The organism is Paenibacillus sp. FSL R10-2748, from assembly GCF_038005565.1.
In the GTDB taxonomy this organism is placed as follows: domain Bacteria; phylum Bacillota; class Bacilli; order Paenibacillales; family Paenibacillaceae; genus Paenibacillus; species Paenibacillus polymyxa_B.
On sequence record NZ_JBBOTK010000004.1, the window covers coordinates 661,183 to 678,550 of the forward strand.

Sequence of the window (17,368 nt, forward strand, 5' to 3'; positions counted from 1 at the left end):
ATAACATTGCCGAAAAGCCCGGTCCATAGGAAAGCTCAATACATAAGCTATGTTGTACCTTGAATTGAAGGAGGCAATGACCATGAGTGAATGTGAAAGAGGTTGTGGTGGCGGTTCAGTAGGGGGCTACCCAGGAGTATGGACATCGACAGGAGCTATCCTGGTACTGTTCATTTTGCTCGTTATCATTACTAAGTCTTTATGGGTTTAAATTGAAATGAGTAGCTTAACCCCCCATCGGTATATAACCGATGGGGGGTTAAGTGTTTTAGAGGATGGAACGTATGATAAAACACCTCAAATAACAGCGTACAGGCCCTACACAAACTGTGCCGGGCTGGGCAGCTGTCATTTGAGGTACATTGGCATCTATAGACAGGAACGGACAATGGAACAGAGATTAAATTAACGCAATCGCCAGCAGGGTGAACAAGCTCAAAGTTAAGATTTGATTCCCATACCCGTAGCCAGGATAAAAGGCAGACGTTTGTACACGTCCGTTCCGTTCTGTTTTTAAGTACACATTATTACGATCCACATCCATAATGGTTCCTTCGTACTGTTTTCCGTCAACGGTGAGAATACGCACTTTTTTATTCATGCAGTTCAAACAGTTGTAATAAGCGTCCATTCCATCACCCCCTCTTATACATTGGCATTTTATGAGAGGGACGGTCTTATGGTAACGGCGAACATACAGGGAAAAGGTATTCCCTCGAACTTAAGGCCTGACTAGAGTTAGCCTATTCTTGATAGGGATTAAAAGAGAAGCCAGGATATCCATTGGTATGGGCGTAACCTCTTTGGGGGGCGACCTGAGGGTGGGGTGAAGTATCGGCAAGCCTTACATGTATCCCAGGTTTTCGGGGGGGCTGCTGCTTGCAGTCATTGGGAGGACCGATGATGACAGGCTTTTTAATTGGGGCGAGTGCTTCCTGAATCTTATTCTCATTCAGGCAGTAAGTATGAGCCAGAATGTTACTTGGCGTTAGCCGCAAAATGTCGGAGCCCAGTATGAATTCAGGGGTCGGAGCATTAAAAATGGTCAACAAATGAGTGTTGTCCATCGTGGCGACCAGATAATGCCACCATCCCTGAGGAACGTTAGCCACTTGGCCAGGTGTGATCGGAAAATGTCGTAACTCGAGGGTGAAGGGGTTAATCAGTGACACGGTTACTGCTCCAGAGATGCAGTATACCAGTTCTGTGGCATTTTGGTGATAGTGAGGCTCCACAACATTAGCTGTGCTAAGGCGAATATCCAGCAGCGATACATTCGCCAATGTATTCAGCTGCTGGATCGACAGCTCGTTGATCGAGTTTTGAGCATCCTTCTGAAACAAAACATTGTCTCTTAAATCATAGGTAAATTGTACAGTAGGGGAGGTGTAATCCATATATGAATCCACGCGTCGTTTCCTGCCTTTCTATTATTCGAAATTTGATGATCGTACGCTACCCTATGCATACGCCCATGTATGTGTGCGCGGATATGTGATTTGAATTAGTAGAAATCAGGCTCCGGTCCCGGGCAAGTTGAAGCGAAAAATAGCGAAAAAAGTCACGTATTCAAGTGTGGTCAGAACATGATCCATTGTTCTTAATACACGTCATCCCTTTAGGGATGGCGTTTTATTTGCTTGGGTAGTCTTAGGACCAGAGCCGGATGATACGTAAATGCGGCTTATGGTATACTGCAACGGACGTGTGAAAGCATGATTGTCCCATTCCGTATGTAGCCACGCGTCATTTCTGCAGCTAGGCATAAGTTATGTCATAAGAAACATCATCGGATAAACGTCCCTGAGTTGTACAGGCCGGAATGGTTGCACCGGACAGAACATGAAAGAGGAGGTTGTCTGGAATATGAAAAAGTTATCTATTTTAATCCTGTCCTGCGCATGTATGTTAGGTACTGTATTGTCAGTCGCACCAGGACAAGCACAAGCACAAACGTCAGCTTTGAAGAAAGGGGTTCAAAGCGAACGGGTGCTGGAGCTTCAACAGCAGCTTCATTCGCTCGGTTATTTCAAGGCTGGGTTTACTGGGTACTATGGTTCTCTGACCAGTAAAGCGGTGGCTCGTTTTCAACGGGATAACGGTCTGACACCTGATGGAGTAGCCGGAGCGGCTACACAAGCCAAGCTGGAATCCTTCGGAGAGGTGCGCGTAACCGCGCTGGATCAACTGGCTCGTATCATTTATTCTGAGGCGCGCGGAGAATCGTTTGAAGGTCAAGTGGCTGTCGGCGCTGTCGTATTAAACCGTGTTCAGTCCGGTGAGTTTCCAAGCTCGATCCCGGACGTTATTTTGCAGCCTGGTCAATTCACCGCTGTACAGGATGGTCAATACCGCCTGAAACCCAACAAGACTGCGTACCGTGCAGCCAGACAGGCACTTAATGGTGCTGATCCGACCAATGGGTCCTTGTTTTATTACAATCCAGCCATTGCCACAGCCAAATGGAGTAAAAGTCGCCCGGCTGTCATCTCACTCGGTCGCCATACGTTTACGAATTAATTTCATATGAGAATACGCAAATTTCTAGCCGTCAGTTGCTTCTTCTAGGAGCAGTGACGGTTTTTTATATTCACAAATTTGTAATATTTTAGTGGTGAATTATCTGATTTAATATTAAAAATTCTACCTATTATTCCGATACTCTTAATAGACAAAAAAATGAAATTAAAGGAGTCCTTCTAAAATGAGTCAACATCCTTACACTATCGAAGTAGATCAAGCCATGAAAACGGTACATATGGCGGTGAATGGAGTTTTTAGCCAGGAGGAGTATGATAGCTTTGTAAAAGATTATGTAGCCAAAACCTCATCCATTCAGGCGTCCAGCTTTACACTCAAGGTAGATTGTACCCAGATGGCACTTTTGGGTCCGGGAGAAGTGGAAAAATTGAAGGGCTCATTTGTACGTTATAAAGAAACTGGATTTACCAAAGTAATCTTTGGCATCAGCCTTCAACAAACCATTATTAAAATGCAGCTTGGTCGAGTAGCACGCGAAGCAGGATTAAACAACGTAGATATTGTTGTACAATAATGCGCTGATGTATGTGTAAGGGGGAAGCCTGATGAGCCATATCAAAATAAAAGCACTGGGTGTGTATCATCCGTCCCATTCGTTGGATAACGAATACTATGTTCGCCATTTTGACGAGCAGGGCAAAGATATTCGACGCTTCATGGAGCATATGGGTAGAAAACAGCGTTATATCATTGATGATCCGAACGAAAACGGTCTAACAATGGGAATTGCGGCTGCGCTAAAAGCTCTGGAACAGGCTGGTATGACAGGCCGTGACGTGGATATGATCGTGTTCTCCACTCAAGTTCCTGAGTCACTGTTTCCGATGAATGCATTGTTTGTTCACCAGGCGATTGGGGCCAGACATGATGTGGCCGTGATGGATTCCAACGCGAATTGTGCAGGGATGACAGTCGCTGTCGATCAAGTCAGTCGGTCGATGTTATCTAATCCTGACGTGCGGACAGCGCTTATTATCGGTTCGGATTATAATTCACTCATTTCCGGTCCGGAGGATGAGATTACTTATGCGAACTATGGAGATGCTGCATGTGCGGCTATTTTGGAGCGTACAGAAGAAGACACCGGATTTATAGATTCTATGTATTTTACGGACCCAGTCAATATAGATAAAATTTTGTACCCGGCTCAGGGGTTAGCGGCAACACTCCAAAGGAACGCCCCCGGAAAATATATTCAGTGGCTTCCGTTCGACGCCAATATGGCCTTGCCTCCTACATTTGATCTGCTTGAACGCATTTTAAAAAAGAATGGGCTGACGCCTCGGGATGTACGGGCTTATTGTCTGTCTCAGTTCTCGTTAGCAAATGTATTGAAGATTCAGGATCACTTGGAGCTAGAGGATGCCCAAATGATTTATGTGGGTGATCGATATGGTTACACAGGTACCAGTAGCCCGTTCATTGCTCTATATGAAGGTATTGAATCGGGTCGTATCCGGCGCGGTGATTATGTACTGTTCTGGACGATTGGAGCTGGATATCAACTGGTTGCTATGTTATTTAAATACTAGGAATATGAAGACCTTGCAGCTGCAAGGTCTTTTTGTGTATCACACAATGACAACTGTAATGATTTGGTTGTGTTATGTTTGATTATTTTGTAAAATTTAAACATTGAATTAAAAGGGAGAGCTTATATTGCGGACATCGGATAGCATGACAATTATGACGGAAAACATGGCACACAATTCATAATAGGAGCTGAAGAGTCATTAAGATCGAAAATTTATTTTATGGGGAACGAATAAAACTGGCCGCAGTCAGGGAAGAAGATGCCGAAGTGATGTTCAAATGGGGTGAGGATGCGAAGTATCTGCGAAATGTAGATACGGATTTGGCGCTCCCTTACACGTTGAAACAGATGGAGTCAGAAGGATCTCCCAGCTCTAACGAGGTCTATTTTCGATTAAGAACATTGGCAGATGATGTCTTGATCGGATTTGTTGCTATCCACGGAATTGAGTGGAATAATCGCAGCGGGCAGCTGGCAATAGGTATAGGTAATACGGACTACCGTGGCAAGGGCTTTGGGGCAGAAGCTGTAGGTCTCATTCTTCGTTATGCGTTTTATGAGCTCAATTTAAATCGGGTCGGCTTGGATGTGATTGAGTACAATACACAAGCGATCCGAACTTATGAGAAGGCGGGGTTCCAGCTTGAGGGTAGAGTTCGTTCTGCTGTTCTTCGTGATGGTAACAGTTATGATCGTATCATGATGGGTATCCTGTATTCTGAATGGCGCTCGACTGTTCAAGTATAATAGATACACAATTTGTTCATAAAATATTCCATAATAAGCCTTTTAATAACGTGAAAAGAGGTTTATAGTTAAAGGGTCACATGCCCAAATCATTATTAATTTGAGTATGAGTCAAAGCTGAGGAGGAATTTACATGGCAAACGTTGTAAGGTCCGTTACTTCACCCAAGAAATTTATTTCTGGACAAAATCTACTCTCGTCGTTAAATGACTATATTAAGGATTATGGCGATAAAGCCTTTGTCATTTGTGATGAGTTCATACTTGAAAGGGCCCAAAAGGAGGCAGGTGCTTCAATTGAAGCAGCTGGTAACCAGGTGGTCTTCGAGAAATTCCAATATGAATGTACAAAAGAAGAGATTGACCGTAACCGCGAATTGGTGCGTAAACATGGTTCGAACATTATCATAGGGATTGGCGGAGGAAAAACATTGGATACCGCTAAGGCAACCGCTTATTATGAAAAGCTGCCTGTTGTTATTTTCCCAACGATTGCTTCTACAGATGCTCCTTGTACCGCGCTTGCGGTTATATACAAAAAAGATGGCTCTTTTGATGAATATCTGTTCCTGCCTACTAATCCAGACGTTGTACTGGCGGATACAGGCATTCTGGCAGCAGCGCCTGCACGTTTCTTTGCAGCTGGAATCGGTGATGCACTGGCCACTTATTTTGAAGCTCGTGCTTGCTATCAGGCTAACGGGGATAACCTGGTTCTGAACAAGCCTTCCACTACAGGACTGGGACTTGCTCGTCTTTGTTATGATACGTTGCTGGAAAATGCTGTGAAGGCCAAACGTGCTGTGGATCGGAAAGTATATACTCGTGCGGTGGAGGATACGATTGAAGCTACCATTTATCTGAGCGGTGTTGGTGCAGAATCAGGTGGGTTGGCAGCAGCACACGCCATTCATAACGGCATGACGGCTGTTCCTTCGCTTCATAAAGCACAGCATGGTGAGAAAGTTACATTCGGTTTGTTAACCCAGCTAGTGCTGGAAAATGCACCGAAAGAAGAACTGGAAACCGTGATTAAACTGGTTAAGGATGTAGGCCTTCCATTGACGCTTCGTGACTTGGGTGTAGAGGAATTTGTTGAGGCTGAATGGCGCCAAGTGGCTGAAGCTGCTTGTGCATCGAATGATACAATGGTCAACATGCCGTTCCCGGTTAGTCCTGCTGACGTGTACAATGCAATCATTGCAGCGAATGCAATAGCAGAATCCTATCAAGAATAGTTTCTTCCTAAATCACGAAAATGGGTTTACAAAAACGGGTCTGTCACATCACTGGCAGACCCGTTTCGTTTACGTGCACTAACATGTGAAACGAAAGAGGGTACCAGGGACTTATATCCTATCTTGTTCTGACCGATATACATGTAACAGGAAAATTAGGTTGGTTACACAGCAGGAGGAGATTTGATGTTGGTGCATGGTAAAACACGTAGGGGCAACTTGTACATCCATATGTCCAGCGGTTTTCACAAAATTGGAGATTATCGGGAAGAATATTCTGTAGCACCGGGTGATCGGCTGATGTCTAGACTGTCCAAGCGGATCTACACCATTGTATCCGTACATCTTGGTGAAGAGGCGTATGCCGATATTGATCTAGAAGAGGTTATTAGAAATAGTTAGAGTGCTTTATTTGGATTTGGTATAAAAAAGCTTCCACTTTGCTCCTAGAGCGAAGTGGAAGCTTTTTTCTTTCAGCGTAGGGACTCATGAAGAAGGTCTCGTGTGATGATATTATTTTGGTTCATAAAATGTCTGATTGCTGCTTGTGAATTGGTTGCAGACAGCTCCTTTCCCCATGTCATGGCATAGGCCCAGGCTGGCTGATTTTGCAGCACCTTCGCACTTGGCAGAATATCACTTTCTCCGATTCCCATAGGCTTGCCCTGCGCAAGCTTTAGCAATTCGGTGTAGTAGGAGGGTTTGTAATCATTGTTATAGATATCAGCTGCAAGAATATCTACTCGGTTAATACCTGGGAAGGACAAATTATAGGGAGTGCTATATGCGTTTGGAGCATTGGGACTCCACACCCACAACAGGTTATCCAGATGATGGACATGAGTGAACCGATCATACATTAGATTCCACAACTTAGCATAATTTTGCTTGTTTCCCCACCAAAACCAGTTGCCGTTCATTTCATGATAGGGCCTCCATAAAACAGGTACATCCGCGTCTCGTAAGGTCTTAAGGGACAAAGCCACCTCATCCAGATCAGCGATCAGTTGTTTATATTGCGGGGTACCCGGCGTGATGTAACGATTAAATTCAGCTTGAGTAATTTTTGCTTGTACGTTTTTCCACGTTTTAGGTTTGCCAGGAAGCGCCTGATGGAAGGTAACAGCTACGATTCCGCCGTCCTGACTCCATTGGATAGCACTATTCACAACATGCTGACGTTGCTCTCGTAGGGCTATACGGGACTGGTTAGCCAATCCTCCAAACTCATAGCCGTGAAGTCCTGCGTATTGTCCGCTGATTTGTTGTAGCTTGTTATTTTGTTCATCCGGTGCCTCTAAGTAATCATGCTGCCCGGAAATTAGCATATCATCCGGTACATTAGATAGGTAGGCAAGTAATTGCTTGGCTTTGGCAGAGGCCTGAACATTAATTGGCGGGGCGGCATCGGCAACAATGAATGATTGCTGAGAGCCGCTGAAGAGTAAAACAAGCATTAGCAGTAGCACCCTCTGTAACCAAAAGCGTGTTGAGTGAGATTTCATGGCGCTCCTCCTTTGATGCATGGTAATGGGATTAGTATTTTTCTTTTTGCTTTCTAAGCTGTATATAGGCGCTAATAATAATCACCAGCAGACTAATCGTGGCCCATCCATTGAATTCCTGTAAGTGTATCCAGTTGTCCCACACAAGGAAACCTAAAATTACAACGAGCAAACCCATTGCAAGATACATTTTGGTTTGTGCTGGACGTTGGGTTCGTTTTGAAATCCAATGTATGATGCCGAGAACGATGGCTGCCTGAAATAAAAATATGCCCATCATCATTAAACTTGCTATAAAGATTGGGGACATCGGTATCCTCCTCCTGGGTTTACAAACAGAATATGCAGGTTGTAACCGGGATGTGGATTCTTAGATGTCAATTTAATTATAAGTTGAGTAAACAAATGAGCGCTGGTTACGATCTTGAACAAGTTGACTAAATTATACCATAACTACCGTCCTGCAATGAAAGACGTCTAAATACCCACTCTACCTTGATTCGACATCATACTTTATATTCAGCGAAATATTGACATATGGATGTACACTTCACATATATGAAGATGCAATCAGAAATATATGTGAAGTATATGCATAAGAGCAACGCGAAATCGACGGAAAAGTTTGGTATGATTAAAGTGGATTGAAAAGGAGGTGCTCTTATGAATGAAGAAAACAGACCATTCTCTAGGTCAGCAGATGCTGAAGGAGCCAAAGCGAACTTTGATGCCAATCAGCGGAAGCTTCTCTCCGAGGGAGTGCCTAGCTTATGGCGTCAGGTCAGCAACCTGCTGATTCTGGTTGGCGTGATTGCATTGATTATCCTTTTAGGTCGAGTGCTCTAATGAGATATCCAAAAAAATCGAAAAGAATTTGAAGAATTAGGGATGTGAAATGGTGTTAAAGGCAGCTTTACTTTTTATATTGGCTGGCATCGCTGAAATTGGAGGAGGATATTTGATTTGGCAGTGGCTGCGTGAAGGAAAGACATGGTATGTCGGACTTTGCGGCGGAGTAATCTTGGCTGTGTATGGAATCATTGCTACCTTTCAGGTTTTTTCCTCCTTTGGGCGTGTATATGCAGCATACGGAGGTGTCTTTATTGTTCTTTCCATTGCATGGGGCTGGTGGATTGATAAAAAGACACCCGACTTGTACGATTTCATTGGTGGATTGATTTGTTTGGTCGGTATAGCTGTAATCCTATTTCCGCGATCAGGATGATAGGACGAAAAACCCTATTTTATTTTTGAAAACATGACTATAGGTCTACAAAAATAAGCTTCATATTCCGAAATAGAACTTAAGGAGGGGGTTCTATGAACTGGAATCAAATGAAGCTTAGATTGAAATTTGGTAGTGCTGTACCGAAGAGTGAAGGTAATTTCTCTTTTGGTATCATGTGTGGACTCTTAATCAGCATCGTGCTGTGGATATCAATCATTGGCTGGATCATGCTGATCTTTAAGTGATTTTACGAAATCACTGTACATATCAAAACAAATGAATTAAGGACTGCTCACAAACCTGTGTCTTATTACCCATGCTTTATTTTGTGAAATCGTTACGTAACTTGTCTATCCCGCGACCTATGGCTTCATCAATCATATCAGTAGCAGCAGGGTATCTGCATCGGTGTCAGGAATGCGATTAAATCCTGGCTCGCGCTTGTCCAGGGATTGTTTATGTTCGATTTGATCGTCAGTACGATTCTTTTCAGAGTTATTATCTCTCATAGCACATCACAGCTCCTTTTATTAGGCATATTCAGCTTCTATACTTTACATAAACGCTTGTGCTCCAGACTAAACGTTGATAAAAATAAAACCGGGAGGGAGTAAATCCCGCCCGGTACTTCCCAAACAACTAGCGATGCTCAATCAGATCAATCGCTCCCAGAACAACATGAGCCAGTCCGAAACCGAGAATGCCTGTAGCTGCAAGTTTGTACTTACTGCTCAGCAACACAGCGCCTGAAGCCGATACTACCGTTCCAAGAACAGCTGGAATCATACCTTCACGCATTCGTAACACCCCTTCTGGTAGTTTGGAAAGACGTTTATTAGTGTAATTCAAATGTGCACAAGTTATACAAAAAGAGAATTTTATTATTTTTTTAAAAAACACTTTACAATTCGATAAAATTATCGTATTATATGTTGGTGCCCAATTGAACGACATTTACATAATGAGAACACTTCTTAATCAGATGCGTGTTTCTCAGATACTTGTAAGACAAGTAAGTGTGAAGATTAGCGTTCCTAAATTTATGCCGGGGTGGCGGAATTGGCAGACGCACAGGACTTAAAATCCTGCGGTAGGTGACTACCGTACCGGTTCGATCCCGGTCCTCGGCATTTTTGATTTATAACGGACACATCAAAGTTAAATGAACGTAAATAACGCGAGGTTCTGTGTACCTGCGGAATACTCCGTAACAGGTATGTAGGATCAACAAAAAAACGTCTCACCGTTAACATACGGAGAGGCGTTTTTTGTTTTGGAAAAATTAAGCGATCTTGTAACAGAGAGTTGGAGCCTTTCTATTGCATCAATTGTTATAATCATAGGACAATGAAATTAGGCCTTTATAATTAAATAGTAAGTATTTCTAAAAAATGAAGGGGCCCAAAACCTTAAATCAGAATGTTATTGTTTTTAATTAACCATTGGGAAGGTGGTTCGGTGAAGCTGATATGAATCTGACTTTTCATATGGAACAGTTAAGAGTCTGTTTTATGAATTTCATCAATTATGTATATTTTGTAATGGATGAGAAAACAAGAGACATAGCTATTGTTGACCCATCATGGGATTTATTAAAGGTAGAGTCCTATCTTCAACATTTGAATGGCGATCTCAAAGCGATACTATTAACTCACTCACATTGGGATCATATTAATTTGGTAAATCCACTCCTGGAAAAATATAACCCGCAGGTATTCATGTCAACAAACGAAATCGATTTTTATCATTTTAGATGTAGAAATTTACATTCAATTAAAGACAAGGATTCAATCCAGGTCGGTGAAACAGAAATCAAAAGTCTTTTGACTCCCGGACATACCGCGGGAAGTGTATGCTATCTTTTATCAGATCGCTTATTTACTGGGGATACAATATTCATTGAAGGTTGTGGCTTTTGTGACCCAAATGGAGGAAATCCAATAGAATTATATAATAGTGTTCAAAAAATAAAGCGAGAAATTGATGACTTTATTCAAATTTATCCTGCTCATTCATTTGGTAAAGCGCCTGGTTTTACACTCAATCACCTCATGGATGAAAATATTTATTTTCAATTTACGAGTAAGGAATCTTTTATTAAATTTAGAATGCGTCCGAACCAAAAGGGCCTGTTCGATTTCAAATGAGTCTGTATTGTGGCCCAGTTCTAATGGTGAGAGAAAATCTTGAATATAAAAAATAATACATAACGATCTATCATTTGTCTGTGCCCCAGATGCTCAAGTTAACTAGAGTAAAACACTCGGATCAGTTCTTTTATAAGCCGCCAGAAACGTTGAAGCTGTATTCGAAAGATAATAATGACTTCAAATTTAGCATTTTCAGAAAGGTTTGCGAATCCAATCATGAACTTGGCCGTTTCCAATCAACTGTGAATTGACAGGGTTTGAGTAGAGGATTATAATGGAAAAACATTATTCCAATTATATGATTATATGAAAAATAAAGGAACTTTTCTGTGGTTAATCGCTGGCGGGTCACGTTAACCATCAAAGAGGGATATATCGTGAGAGATTGTAGCTTATCAAGTAGGATAAGTGAAAGGGCGAAGCTATGTATATGGGTAGTAGTAGACATTATAGGAGATGATTTGGCAGTACGTTTTTATAGGAGATGAGTTAAGTGAGCTGGTACGTGTTTTTTGTGCGAACGGGTAGGGAAGAACAGGTCAAGCAGCTTATTAATGAGTGGTTGGATTCTGAAGTCTACAAACCCTTTATACCACTCCAAGAAAGACTCTTTAAAGTAGCAGGAATAGTAAAGAAAGAATGGGCTCCTTTGTTCCCAAGCTATGTATTTATTGAGTCGAATTTACCTGACTTGCAGTTCGTAACCAGTACAAATTCAATGATTTGCACTTCTAGTGATATCATTCGTTTATTGAGATACTCGAAGTTTGAAGCTTCAATGAGAGATTCGGAGAAACAAATGTTAGAAAGTCTATGCAATGATAGCTATTGTATAGAATCATCAACTGGAATTATTGAAGGAGACAATATATGTATCCTAGATGGCCCACTTAAAGGAAGGGGGAGTATAGTTAAGAAAATAGATAGACATAAACGACAAGCGGTCATTCAGTTAGAATTTATGGGTGATATCAGGTTAGTGAGAGTAGCTTTGGAAATTATAAGTAAGGTTTAAAGTGGAGAACTCGTGACGAGTTCATACTCCATGAGGAAGCTTTCAGAACCCTTAAGGGATTTGAAGGCCTTTTTTGATTTGGACTGCTAAGTTAGTAGTTTACTAGGGGGGATATGCGTAGCCTCGTATGCAGAACAACTAATGTTGAAGCGGGAAGATGCCGTGATGAAGGCGGCCGTCAGTTTTGTCCATGCAGATTATAACGCAGACGCTCCCCTTGATCGAGAAGTCTTTCATTCGGATGAGTGTAGTTACTTCGAGAGTTTGGTATTCCATCGGCGGAAATCCAACTTTGTGCTTGGCAGGCTAAGTGCCAAACAAGCAGTTTCGGTGCTGTTAAGCGAGCCAGACCTGCGCAACGTAAGTGTGGAGTCAGGTGTCTTCGGCCAGCCCATGCTTCGAATCAATGGTGTCCACAGCTATCAGGTGAGCATTGCCCACTGCGACTATATCGGAGCGGCTGTTGTTTTTCCCGAAGCACATCCCATGGGCATTGATATTGAGAGGATTGATTCTAAGCGAAATAAGACAATTGAAAGCCAACTGACGGTGGAAGAAAAGGAAAGAATCTCTGTCGTGCGGGGAGTAGGGGAGTACTCAGCTTTATTGACGGTTTTTTGGACAGTGAAGGAGGCCCTGTCGAAAATATTACGTACAGGTTTTACAACATCGCTGCATGTACTTGAAATGAATGAGACCAGGTTTGTGGATGGATACTTCCAAAGTACATTTTCACATTTTCCACAATATGCTGCCCAGTCTTACCAGTTAGGTGACTATATCTGCACGATTGTAGCACCGAGGAAGACGGAATGGAGTATGAATACTTCTCGGCTTTATGAAAAATTCAATGCAAGTTTTCATCGAAATCCGTTTGTAGATCATGTTTACTGAACACTAGGTTTGTTGAGTTTTAAATCATTTATTTTTTAGGAGGATACCTATGCATAAGGAAGAAGTATTCGATATCGTTAAACGTTGTATTCGTGAAGTGCTTCCCGAATTACAAGATCACACGTTCGAGTATGGCGATCGATTGGTGGATTTGGGTGCAGATTCAGTAGATCGGGCTGAAATTGTAAACAAGACGATGGAAACATTATCTCTTAATATTCCGCGCGTCGAATTGTCCGGCGTGAAAAATATAGGGGAATTGACAGATGCACTTTATGCGAAATTATGAAAAATTATGAAGAGTCTGAGTTAGTCGTTACGGGGATTGGCGTGACTTCGGCGATTGGGCAGGGGAAGGCTGCTTTTGCCTCGGCGTTGTTCAAAGGGCAGCATGCATTTGGCGTCATGCAACGCCCGGGCAGAAGAGGTGAAGCTTCATTTATAGGTGCGGAGCTGCCACCCTTGTCTTATCCGAAGGCATTATCCAAACGAATGTTACGTACAGCATCATTTTCGGGGCAGGTGGCCATGGTAACCCTTCAAGAAGCCTGGGAAGATGCCCAATTGGATAACGTTGATCCTAGCCGTATTGGACTGGTGATTGGAGGCTCCAATTTTCAGCAACGGGAGCTATTTCAGACCTATGAGGCCTACCGGGAAAAAATGTGCTTTGTACCGCCGACCTATGGGGTTTCCTTTATGGATACTGATTTGTGCGGACTATGTACCGAACAGTTCGGTATTCAGGGGTTAGCTTATACCGTCGGTGGTGCATCCGCGAGTGGACAAGTCGCAATCATTCAAGCAATTGAGGCCATTCAAGCAGATCGTGTTGATGTTTGCATTGCAATGGGGGCATTGATGGATATTTCGTATATGGAATGCCAGGCATTGCGATCCTTGGGAGCGATGGGAAGCGAGCGATATGCCGATGAGCCTGCAATGGCGTGTCGACCATTTGATCAATCGCGGGACGGGTTCATCTATGGGGAATCTTGCGGGGTTGTAGTCATAGAACGGGCCGATTCTGCCGTGAGGCTTCGGGAGAAACCTTATGCCAAACTGGCAGGATGGGATATGGGAATGGATCGAAACCGGAATCCCAATCCCTCCTACGAAGGCGAAGCCCGAGTGATTAGAAGAGCTTTGGAGAAAGCAAAGCTGCTACCGGAAGAGATTGATTATATTAATCCCCATGGGACAGGCTCGGTCGTTGGAGACGAGATAGAAATAAAGGCATTACAGGATTGTAAATTGTCACATGCCTATATCAATGCAACTAAATCCATTATCGGTCACGGCTTGAGCGCGGCAGGAACTGTTGAAATTATTGCTACTCTTTTACAAATGAAAGAGTCGAGACTTCACCCTACCCTTAATTTGGAGGAGCCTATCCAATTGGACTGCAATTGGGTGAGGAATGAGTCCGTACCAGCAATTATTCACAATACTATGAATCTAAGCATGGGGTTTGGTGGAATCAATACTGCCATTTGTATGCAAAAATGTGAGTCGCGTATTTGAGAGAGGGGGACGATTATGGTTGTCGTGGGAATTGAGGCAATGAACGTTTTTGGTGGCTCTGCCTATCTGGATGTTATGCAATTAGCCCAACACAGGCAATTGGATCCTGCAAGGTTCGAAAATTTATTAATGAAAGAAAAGGCGGTTGCCCTACCTTACGAAGATCCAGTTACCTTTGGAGTAAATGCGGCAAAACCGCTGGTGGACGCTCTTTCAGAAGCGGAAAAAAACCGAATCGAAATGCTTATCACCTGTACGGAATCAGGTATTGATTTTGGGAAATCAATCAGTACATATATTCACCACTATTTGGGGTTGAATCGGAATTGCAGATTATTCGAGCTCAAGCAAGCCTGCTATTCCGGTACTGCTGGACTCCAAATGGCGGTGAATTTTATTCTTTCTCAGGTCTCGCCAGGAGCAAAAGCGCTTGTAATTGCCAGTGATATTTCACGATTTATTGCTGCTGAAGGCGGGGATGTCTTGAGTGAGGATTGGTCTTATGCTGAGCCAAGTGGAGGCGCAGGGGCCGTGGCAATGCTCATTAGTGAAAATCCTCATGTTTTTCAAATCGATGCAGGCGCTAATGGATATTACGGCTATGAGGTGATGGATACTTGCCGGCCGATTCCAGATAGCGAGGCTGGGGATGCAGATTTGTCTTTAATGTCCTATCTGGACTGTTGCGAGCAAGCGTTTTTGGAATACCAAAAACGGGTGCAAGGAGTGGATTATAAAGATACCTTTCAGTATCTTGCCTTTCATACTCCTTTTGGCGGAATGGTAAAAGGAGCGCATCGCACGATGATGCGAAGGTTGACTCAATCCAAACCAAATGAGATTGAGGCAGATTATTTACAACGTGTTAAGCCCGGATTGGCGTATTGCCAACGAGTCGGTAATATTATGGGGGCGACTTTGTACCTCTCCTTGGCAGGTACGATTGATCAGGGTACATTCGATGCTCCAAAGCGAATCGGCTGTTTTTCCTACGGGTCAGGCTGCTGCTCTGAATTTTATAGCGGGGTTGTTATGCCGCAAAGCCAGGAACATCTGCGGCGTTTTGAAATTGAGCGTAATTTGAATGATCGCTATCAGGTAACTATGGATGAATATGAATCCCTGCTAAAAGGCAGTGGCGCTGTACGGTTTGGAACCCGCAACGCCAAGCTGGATTTTCAATTGATTCCGGGGGTGATAGCTTCCGGGAAAGGGAGACAGCGGTTGTATTTGGAAGAAATCTATGAATTCCACCGTAAATACAGGTGGGAATCATGAGTTATCAAACGATTCAGGTTCGGTTTCAAGAATCGATTTGTTATATTCGCTTTTACCGACCGGAGGCAAATAATACGATTAATAATACCCTCATCGAGGAGTGCTTGCATGTACTTGCGCTGTGTGAGGAGTCAGTTACGATCGTAGTTTTGGAAGGTTTGCCGGAGGTGTTCTGTTTTGGGGCGGATTTTGAGGGAATGCGTGAAAAAGTGGAAAGTGGACAAGAACATGCAATGAGTCCAGAGCCTATGTATGATCTGTGGTTAAAATTAGCAACTGGGCCCTATATCACGATTTCTCATGTGCGAGGAAAAGCAAACGCTGGTGGCGTCGGATTTATTGCTGCCAGCGATATTGTGATAGCCGACGAGACGGCACAGTTCAGCTTGTCAGAATTGCTATTCGGACTTTTCCCTGCTTGCGTTCTACCATTTTTAGTCCGCAGGATTGGATTCCAAAAAGCGCATTATTTAACACTAATGACGCAGCCCGTTTCGGTTCAACAGGCCCATGTATGGGGATTGGTTGATGCGTACGATGTTCAGAGCGAGATGGTGCTACGCAAGCATTTATTACGCCTCAGACGATTGACCAAGAAGGGGATCTTACGCTACAAGCGCTTTATGGATGAACTCAACGATTTGCGTCAGTGTAAACCACTAGCGTTGGCGTCCAATCAAGAGGTGTTTTCAGACGCTCAAAATCTTAAGGGGATTTTCCGATACGTCGAAACGGGGCAATTTCCGTGGATGGACTGATGGTCTACGCCACAAGATGGGGATGTAGGAGGGAAGAAGATCATAATGTCACAATCCGTGGTTGAATTACTTGAAATCGAGCGAGGTATTATTCAAGTGAAAATGCAAGATAGAGTTCATAAAAATACATTTACGCTTGAAATGACCCATGGACTAAGACAAGCGTTCAAGACGATCCAAGAAGATTCAACCTGCAAAGTCGTAATTCTAACAGGATACGATAATTACTTTGCCACGGGTGGGACGCAAGAGGGACTGTTGGCTTTACATGAAGGAATCTCGAAGTTTACCGATGAAAATATTTACTCACTTGCATTGGGCTGTAAAGTTCCAGTGATAGCTGCTATGCAGGGACATGCGGTGGGCGGAGGCTTTGTAATGGGGCTATTTTCTGACTTTGTAGTCCTAAGCAGGGAAAGTGTGTACACGACTAATTTTATGAGATACGGATTCACACCGGGAATGGGTGCCACGTATATTATTCCTAAAAAACTAGGGTTCAGCTTGGGAGAAGAGTTATTGTTAAATGGGGGCAATTATCGAGGTGTTGAACTGGAAAAACGGGGAGTTCCATTTCCGGCCCTGCCCCGCAAAGAAGTGATGGGCTATGTAATGGATCTTGCCCGGCAGCTAGCCGAGAAACCCAGATTTTCTTTAATCACGCTAAAGGATCATTTGGTTGCTCCACTCCGGGAACAGCTTCCCAAAATCGTAGAACAAGAGCTTATCATGCATGAGAAGACCTTTCATCAAGCGGAGGTTAAAGAACGAATTATCAACTTGTTTGGAAAATAACCAAATAGAGATTCGTTGAACGCCTTTGCGGTTGTTCATGCGAACCAGCAACGAGTGTGAAAGAGGCATATAGCCTTCCTCATCACTCGTTTTTTCTTTGATATATTTTAGCAGGCAACTCCTGGCAATGCTTCAAACGTGAATAATAGCTCAAAATGGACA

General features: G+C 43.2%; 23 protein-coding genes, 1 tRNA gene and 1 pseudogene. 19 read left to right on the forward strand and 6 right to left on the reverse strand.

Annotated features, from left to right (window positions below; translation table 11 throughout):
• Positions 1-82: 82 nt before the first annotated feature.
• Positions 83-211, forward strand: a complete 129-nt coding sequence (locus tag NSS66_RS15980; RefSeq protein ID WP_013371969.1) for a hypothetical protein — start codon at positions 83-85, stop codon at positions 209-211.
• 189 nt (positions 212-400) lie between these two features.
• Here the strand turns inward: NSS66_RS15980 and NSS66_RS15985 are convergent, their stop codons facing one another.
• Together NSS66_RS15985 and NSS66_RS15990 are read right to left on the reverse strand one after the other, a co-directional pair.
• The gene (locus NSS66_RS15985; protein ID WP_028540505.1) at positions 401-631 is read right to left on the reverse strand and encodes a hypothetical protein; all 231 of its coding nucleotides are present in this window, start codon (positions 629-631) and stop codon (positions 401-403) included.
• 112 nt (positions 632-743) lie between these two features.
• Positions 744-1,409, reverse strand: a complete 666-nt coding sequence (locus tag NSS66_RS15990; protein ID WP_023989406.1) for a cupin domain-containing protein — start codon at positions 1,407-1,409, stop codon at positions 744-746.
• A gap of 457 nt (positions 1,410-1,866) precedes the next feature.
• Here NSS66_RS15990 and NSS66_RS15995 point away from each other — a divergent pair, with 457 nt between their 5' ends.
• From NSS66_RS15995 to NSS66_RS16020, 6 genes are all read left to right on the forward strand, one after another.
• On the forward strand, positions 1,867-2,520 hold the full coding sequence (locus NSS66_RS15995; protein WP_023989405.1) for a cell wall hydrolase: 654 nt from the start codon (positions 1,867-1,869) through the stop codon (positions 2,518-2,520).
• 184 nt (positions 2,521-2,704) lie between these two features.
• The gene (locus tag NSS66_RS16000; protein WP_013311042.1) at positions 2,705-3,055 is read left to right on the forward strand and encodes a hypothetical protein; all 351 of its coding nucleotides are present in this window, start codon (positions 2,705-2,707) and stop codon (positions 3,053-3,055) included.
• A 31-nt stretch (positions 3,056-3,086) separates the two neighbouring features.
• A complete protein-coding gene (locus NSS66_RS16005; protein ID WP_075154439.1) occupies positions 3,087-4,073 on the forward strand; it encodes a ketoacyl-ACP synthase III in 987 nt (328 codons plus the stop codon).
• Between the two features lie 200 nt (positions 4,074-4,273).
• Positions 4,274-4,822 carry a GNAT family N-acetyltransferase gene (locus NSS66_RS16010; protein ID WP_023989403.1) on the forward strand — a complete coding sequence of 183 codons (549 nt, stop codon included), beginning with the start codon at positions 4,274-4,276 and terminating at the stop codon, positions 4,820-4,822.
• Positions 4,823-4,955: 133 nt separating this feature from the next.
• On the forward strand, positions 4,956-6,059 hold the full coding sequence (locus tag NSS66_RS16015; protein ID WP_023989402.1) for a glycerol dehydrogenase: 1,104 nt from the start codon (positions 4,956-4,958) through the stop codon (positions 6,057-6,059).
• 186 nt (positions 6,060-6,245) lie between these two features.
• Positions 6,246-6,461 (forward strand): hypothetical protein, encoded by a 216-nt coding sequence (locus tag NSS66_RS16020; RefSeq protein WP_013311038.1) that lies wholly within the window; start codon positions 6,246-6,248, stop codon positions 6,459-6,461.
• A gap of 71 nt (positions 6,462-6,532) precedes the next feature.
• Here NSS66_RS16020 and NSS66_RS16025 read toward each other — a convergent pair whose 3' ends face one another.
• Together NSS66_RS16025 and NSS66_RS16030 are read right to left on the reverse strand one after the other, a co-directional pair.
• Positions 6,533-7,564 (reverse strand): glycosyl hydrolase, encoded by a 1,032-nt coding sequence (locus NSS66_RS16025; RefSeq protein ID WP_340959347.1) that lies wholly within the window; start codon positions 7,562-7,564, stop codon positions 6,533-6,535.
• Between the two features lie 31 nt (positions 7,565-7,595).
• Positions 7,596-7,874, reverse strand: a complete 279-nt coding sequence (locus tag NSS66_RS16030) for a hypothetical protein (protein WP_028540506.1) — start codon at positions 7,872-7,874, stop codon at positions 7,596-7,598.
• 353 nt (positions 7,875-8,227) lie between these two features.
• Here NSS66_RS16030 and NSS66_RS16035 point away from each other — a divergent pair, with 353 nt between their 5' ends.
• From NSS66_RS16035 to NSS66_RS16045, 3 genes are all read left to right on the forward strand, one after another.
• Positions 8,228-8,410: a hypothetical protein gene (locus tag NSS66_RS16035; RefSeq protein WP_023989399.1), complete on the forward strand. Its 183-nt coding sequence runs from the start codon at positions 8,228-8,230 to the stop codon at positions 8,408-8,410.
• Between the two features lie 52 nt (positions 8,411-8,462).
• Entirely contained in the window at positions 8,463-8,789 is a 327-nt protein-coding gene (locus tag NSS66_RS16040) for a YnfA family protein (protein ID WP_023989398.1), read from the forward strand.
• Between the two features lie 95 nt (positions 8,790-8,884).
• Positions 8,885-9,037, forward strand: a complete 153-nt coding sequence (locus tag NSS66_RS16045) for a hypothetical protein (RefSeq protein WP_023989397.1) — start codon at positions 8,885-8,887, stop codon at positions 9,035-9,037.
• Positions 9,038-9,113: 76 nt separating this feature from the next.
• On the opposite strand, the pseudogene NSS66_RS16050 reads toward NSS66_RS16045, so the two are convergent.
• A pseudogene (locus NSS66_RS16050) lies at positions 9,114-9,301 on the reverse strand (hypothetical protein).
• 130 nt (positions 9,302-9,431) lie between these two features.
• The gene (locus NSS66_RS16055; RefSeq protein ID WP_013311032.1) at positions 9,432-9,590 is read right to left on the reverse strand and encodes a hypothetical protein; all 159 of its coding nucleotides are present in this window, start codon (positions 9,588-9,590) and stop codon (positions 9,432-9,434) included.
• Between the two features lie 246 nt (positions 9,591-9,836).
• Between NSS66_RS16055 and NSS66_RS16060 the strand changes: the two genes are divergently transcribed.
• From NSS66_RS16060 to NSS66_RS16100, 9 genes are all read left to right on the forward strand, one after another.
• Positions 9,837-9,922: transfer RNA gene (locus tag NSS66_RS16060), tRNA-Leu, on the forward strand.
• A gap of 339 nt (positions 9,923-10,261) precedes the next feature.
• Entirely contained in the window at positions 10,262-10,939 is a 678-nt protein-coding gene (locus tag NSS66_RS16065) for an MBL fold metallo-hydrolase (RefSeq protein ID WP_028540507.1), read from the forward strand.
• Positions 10,940-11,435: 496 nt separating this feature from the next.
• Positions 11,436-11,957, forward strand: coding sequence for an antiterminator LoaP (loaP, locus tag NSS66_RS16070; RefSeq protein WP_023989394.1), 522 nt, complete (start codon positions 11,436-11,438; stop codon positions 11,955-11,957).
• 141 nt (positions 11,958-12,098) lie between these two features.
• Positions 12,099-12,851, forward strand: coding sequence for a 4'-phosphopantetheinyl transferase family protein (locus NSS66_RS16075; protein WP_023989393.1), 753 nt, complete (start codon positions 12,099-12,101; stop codon positions 12,849-12,851).
• A gap of 49 nt (positions 12,852-12,900) precedes the next feature.
• Positions 12,901-13,140, forward strand: coding sequence for an acyl carrier protein (locus tag NSS66_RS16080; protein WP_013310983.1), 240 nt, complete (start codon positions 12,901-12,903; stop codon positions 13,138-13,140).
• Positions 13,137-14,375 (forward strand): beta-ketoacyl synthase N-terminal-like domain-containing protein, encoded by a 1,239-nt coding sequence (locus tag NSS66_RS16085; RefSeq protein ID WP_076158245.1) that lies wholly within the window; start codon positions 13,137-13,139, stop codon positions 14,373-14,375. Before NSS66_RS16080 ends, NSS66_RS16085 begins: the two co-directional genes overlap by 4 nt.
• A 15-nt stretch (positions 14,376-14,390) precedes the next feature.
• A complete protein-coding gene (locus NSS66_RS16090) occupies positions 14,391-15,653 on the forward strand; it encodes a hydroxymethylglutaryl-CoA synthase family protein (RefSeq protein WP_340959351.1) in 1,263 nt (420 codons plus the stop codon).
• Positions 15,650-16,411, forward strand: a complete 762-nt coding sequence (locus tag NSS66_RS16095; protein ID WP_013310980.1) for an enoyl-CoA hydratase/isomerase — start codon at positions 15,650-15,652, stop codon at positions 16,409-16,411. Before NSS66_RS16090 ends, NSS66_RS16095 begins: the two co-directional genes overlap by 4 nt.
• Positions 16,412-16,456: 45 nt before the next feature.
• Complete coding sequence (locus tag NSS66_RS16100; RefSeq protein WP_340959353.1) at positions 16,457-17,206, forward strand: polyketide synthase; 750 nt, start codon at positions 16,457-16,459, stop codon at positions 17,204-17,206.
• Positions 17,207-17,368: the final 162 nt, after the last annotated feature.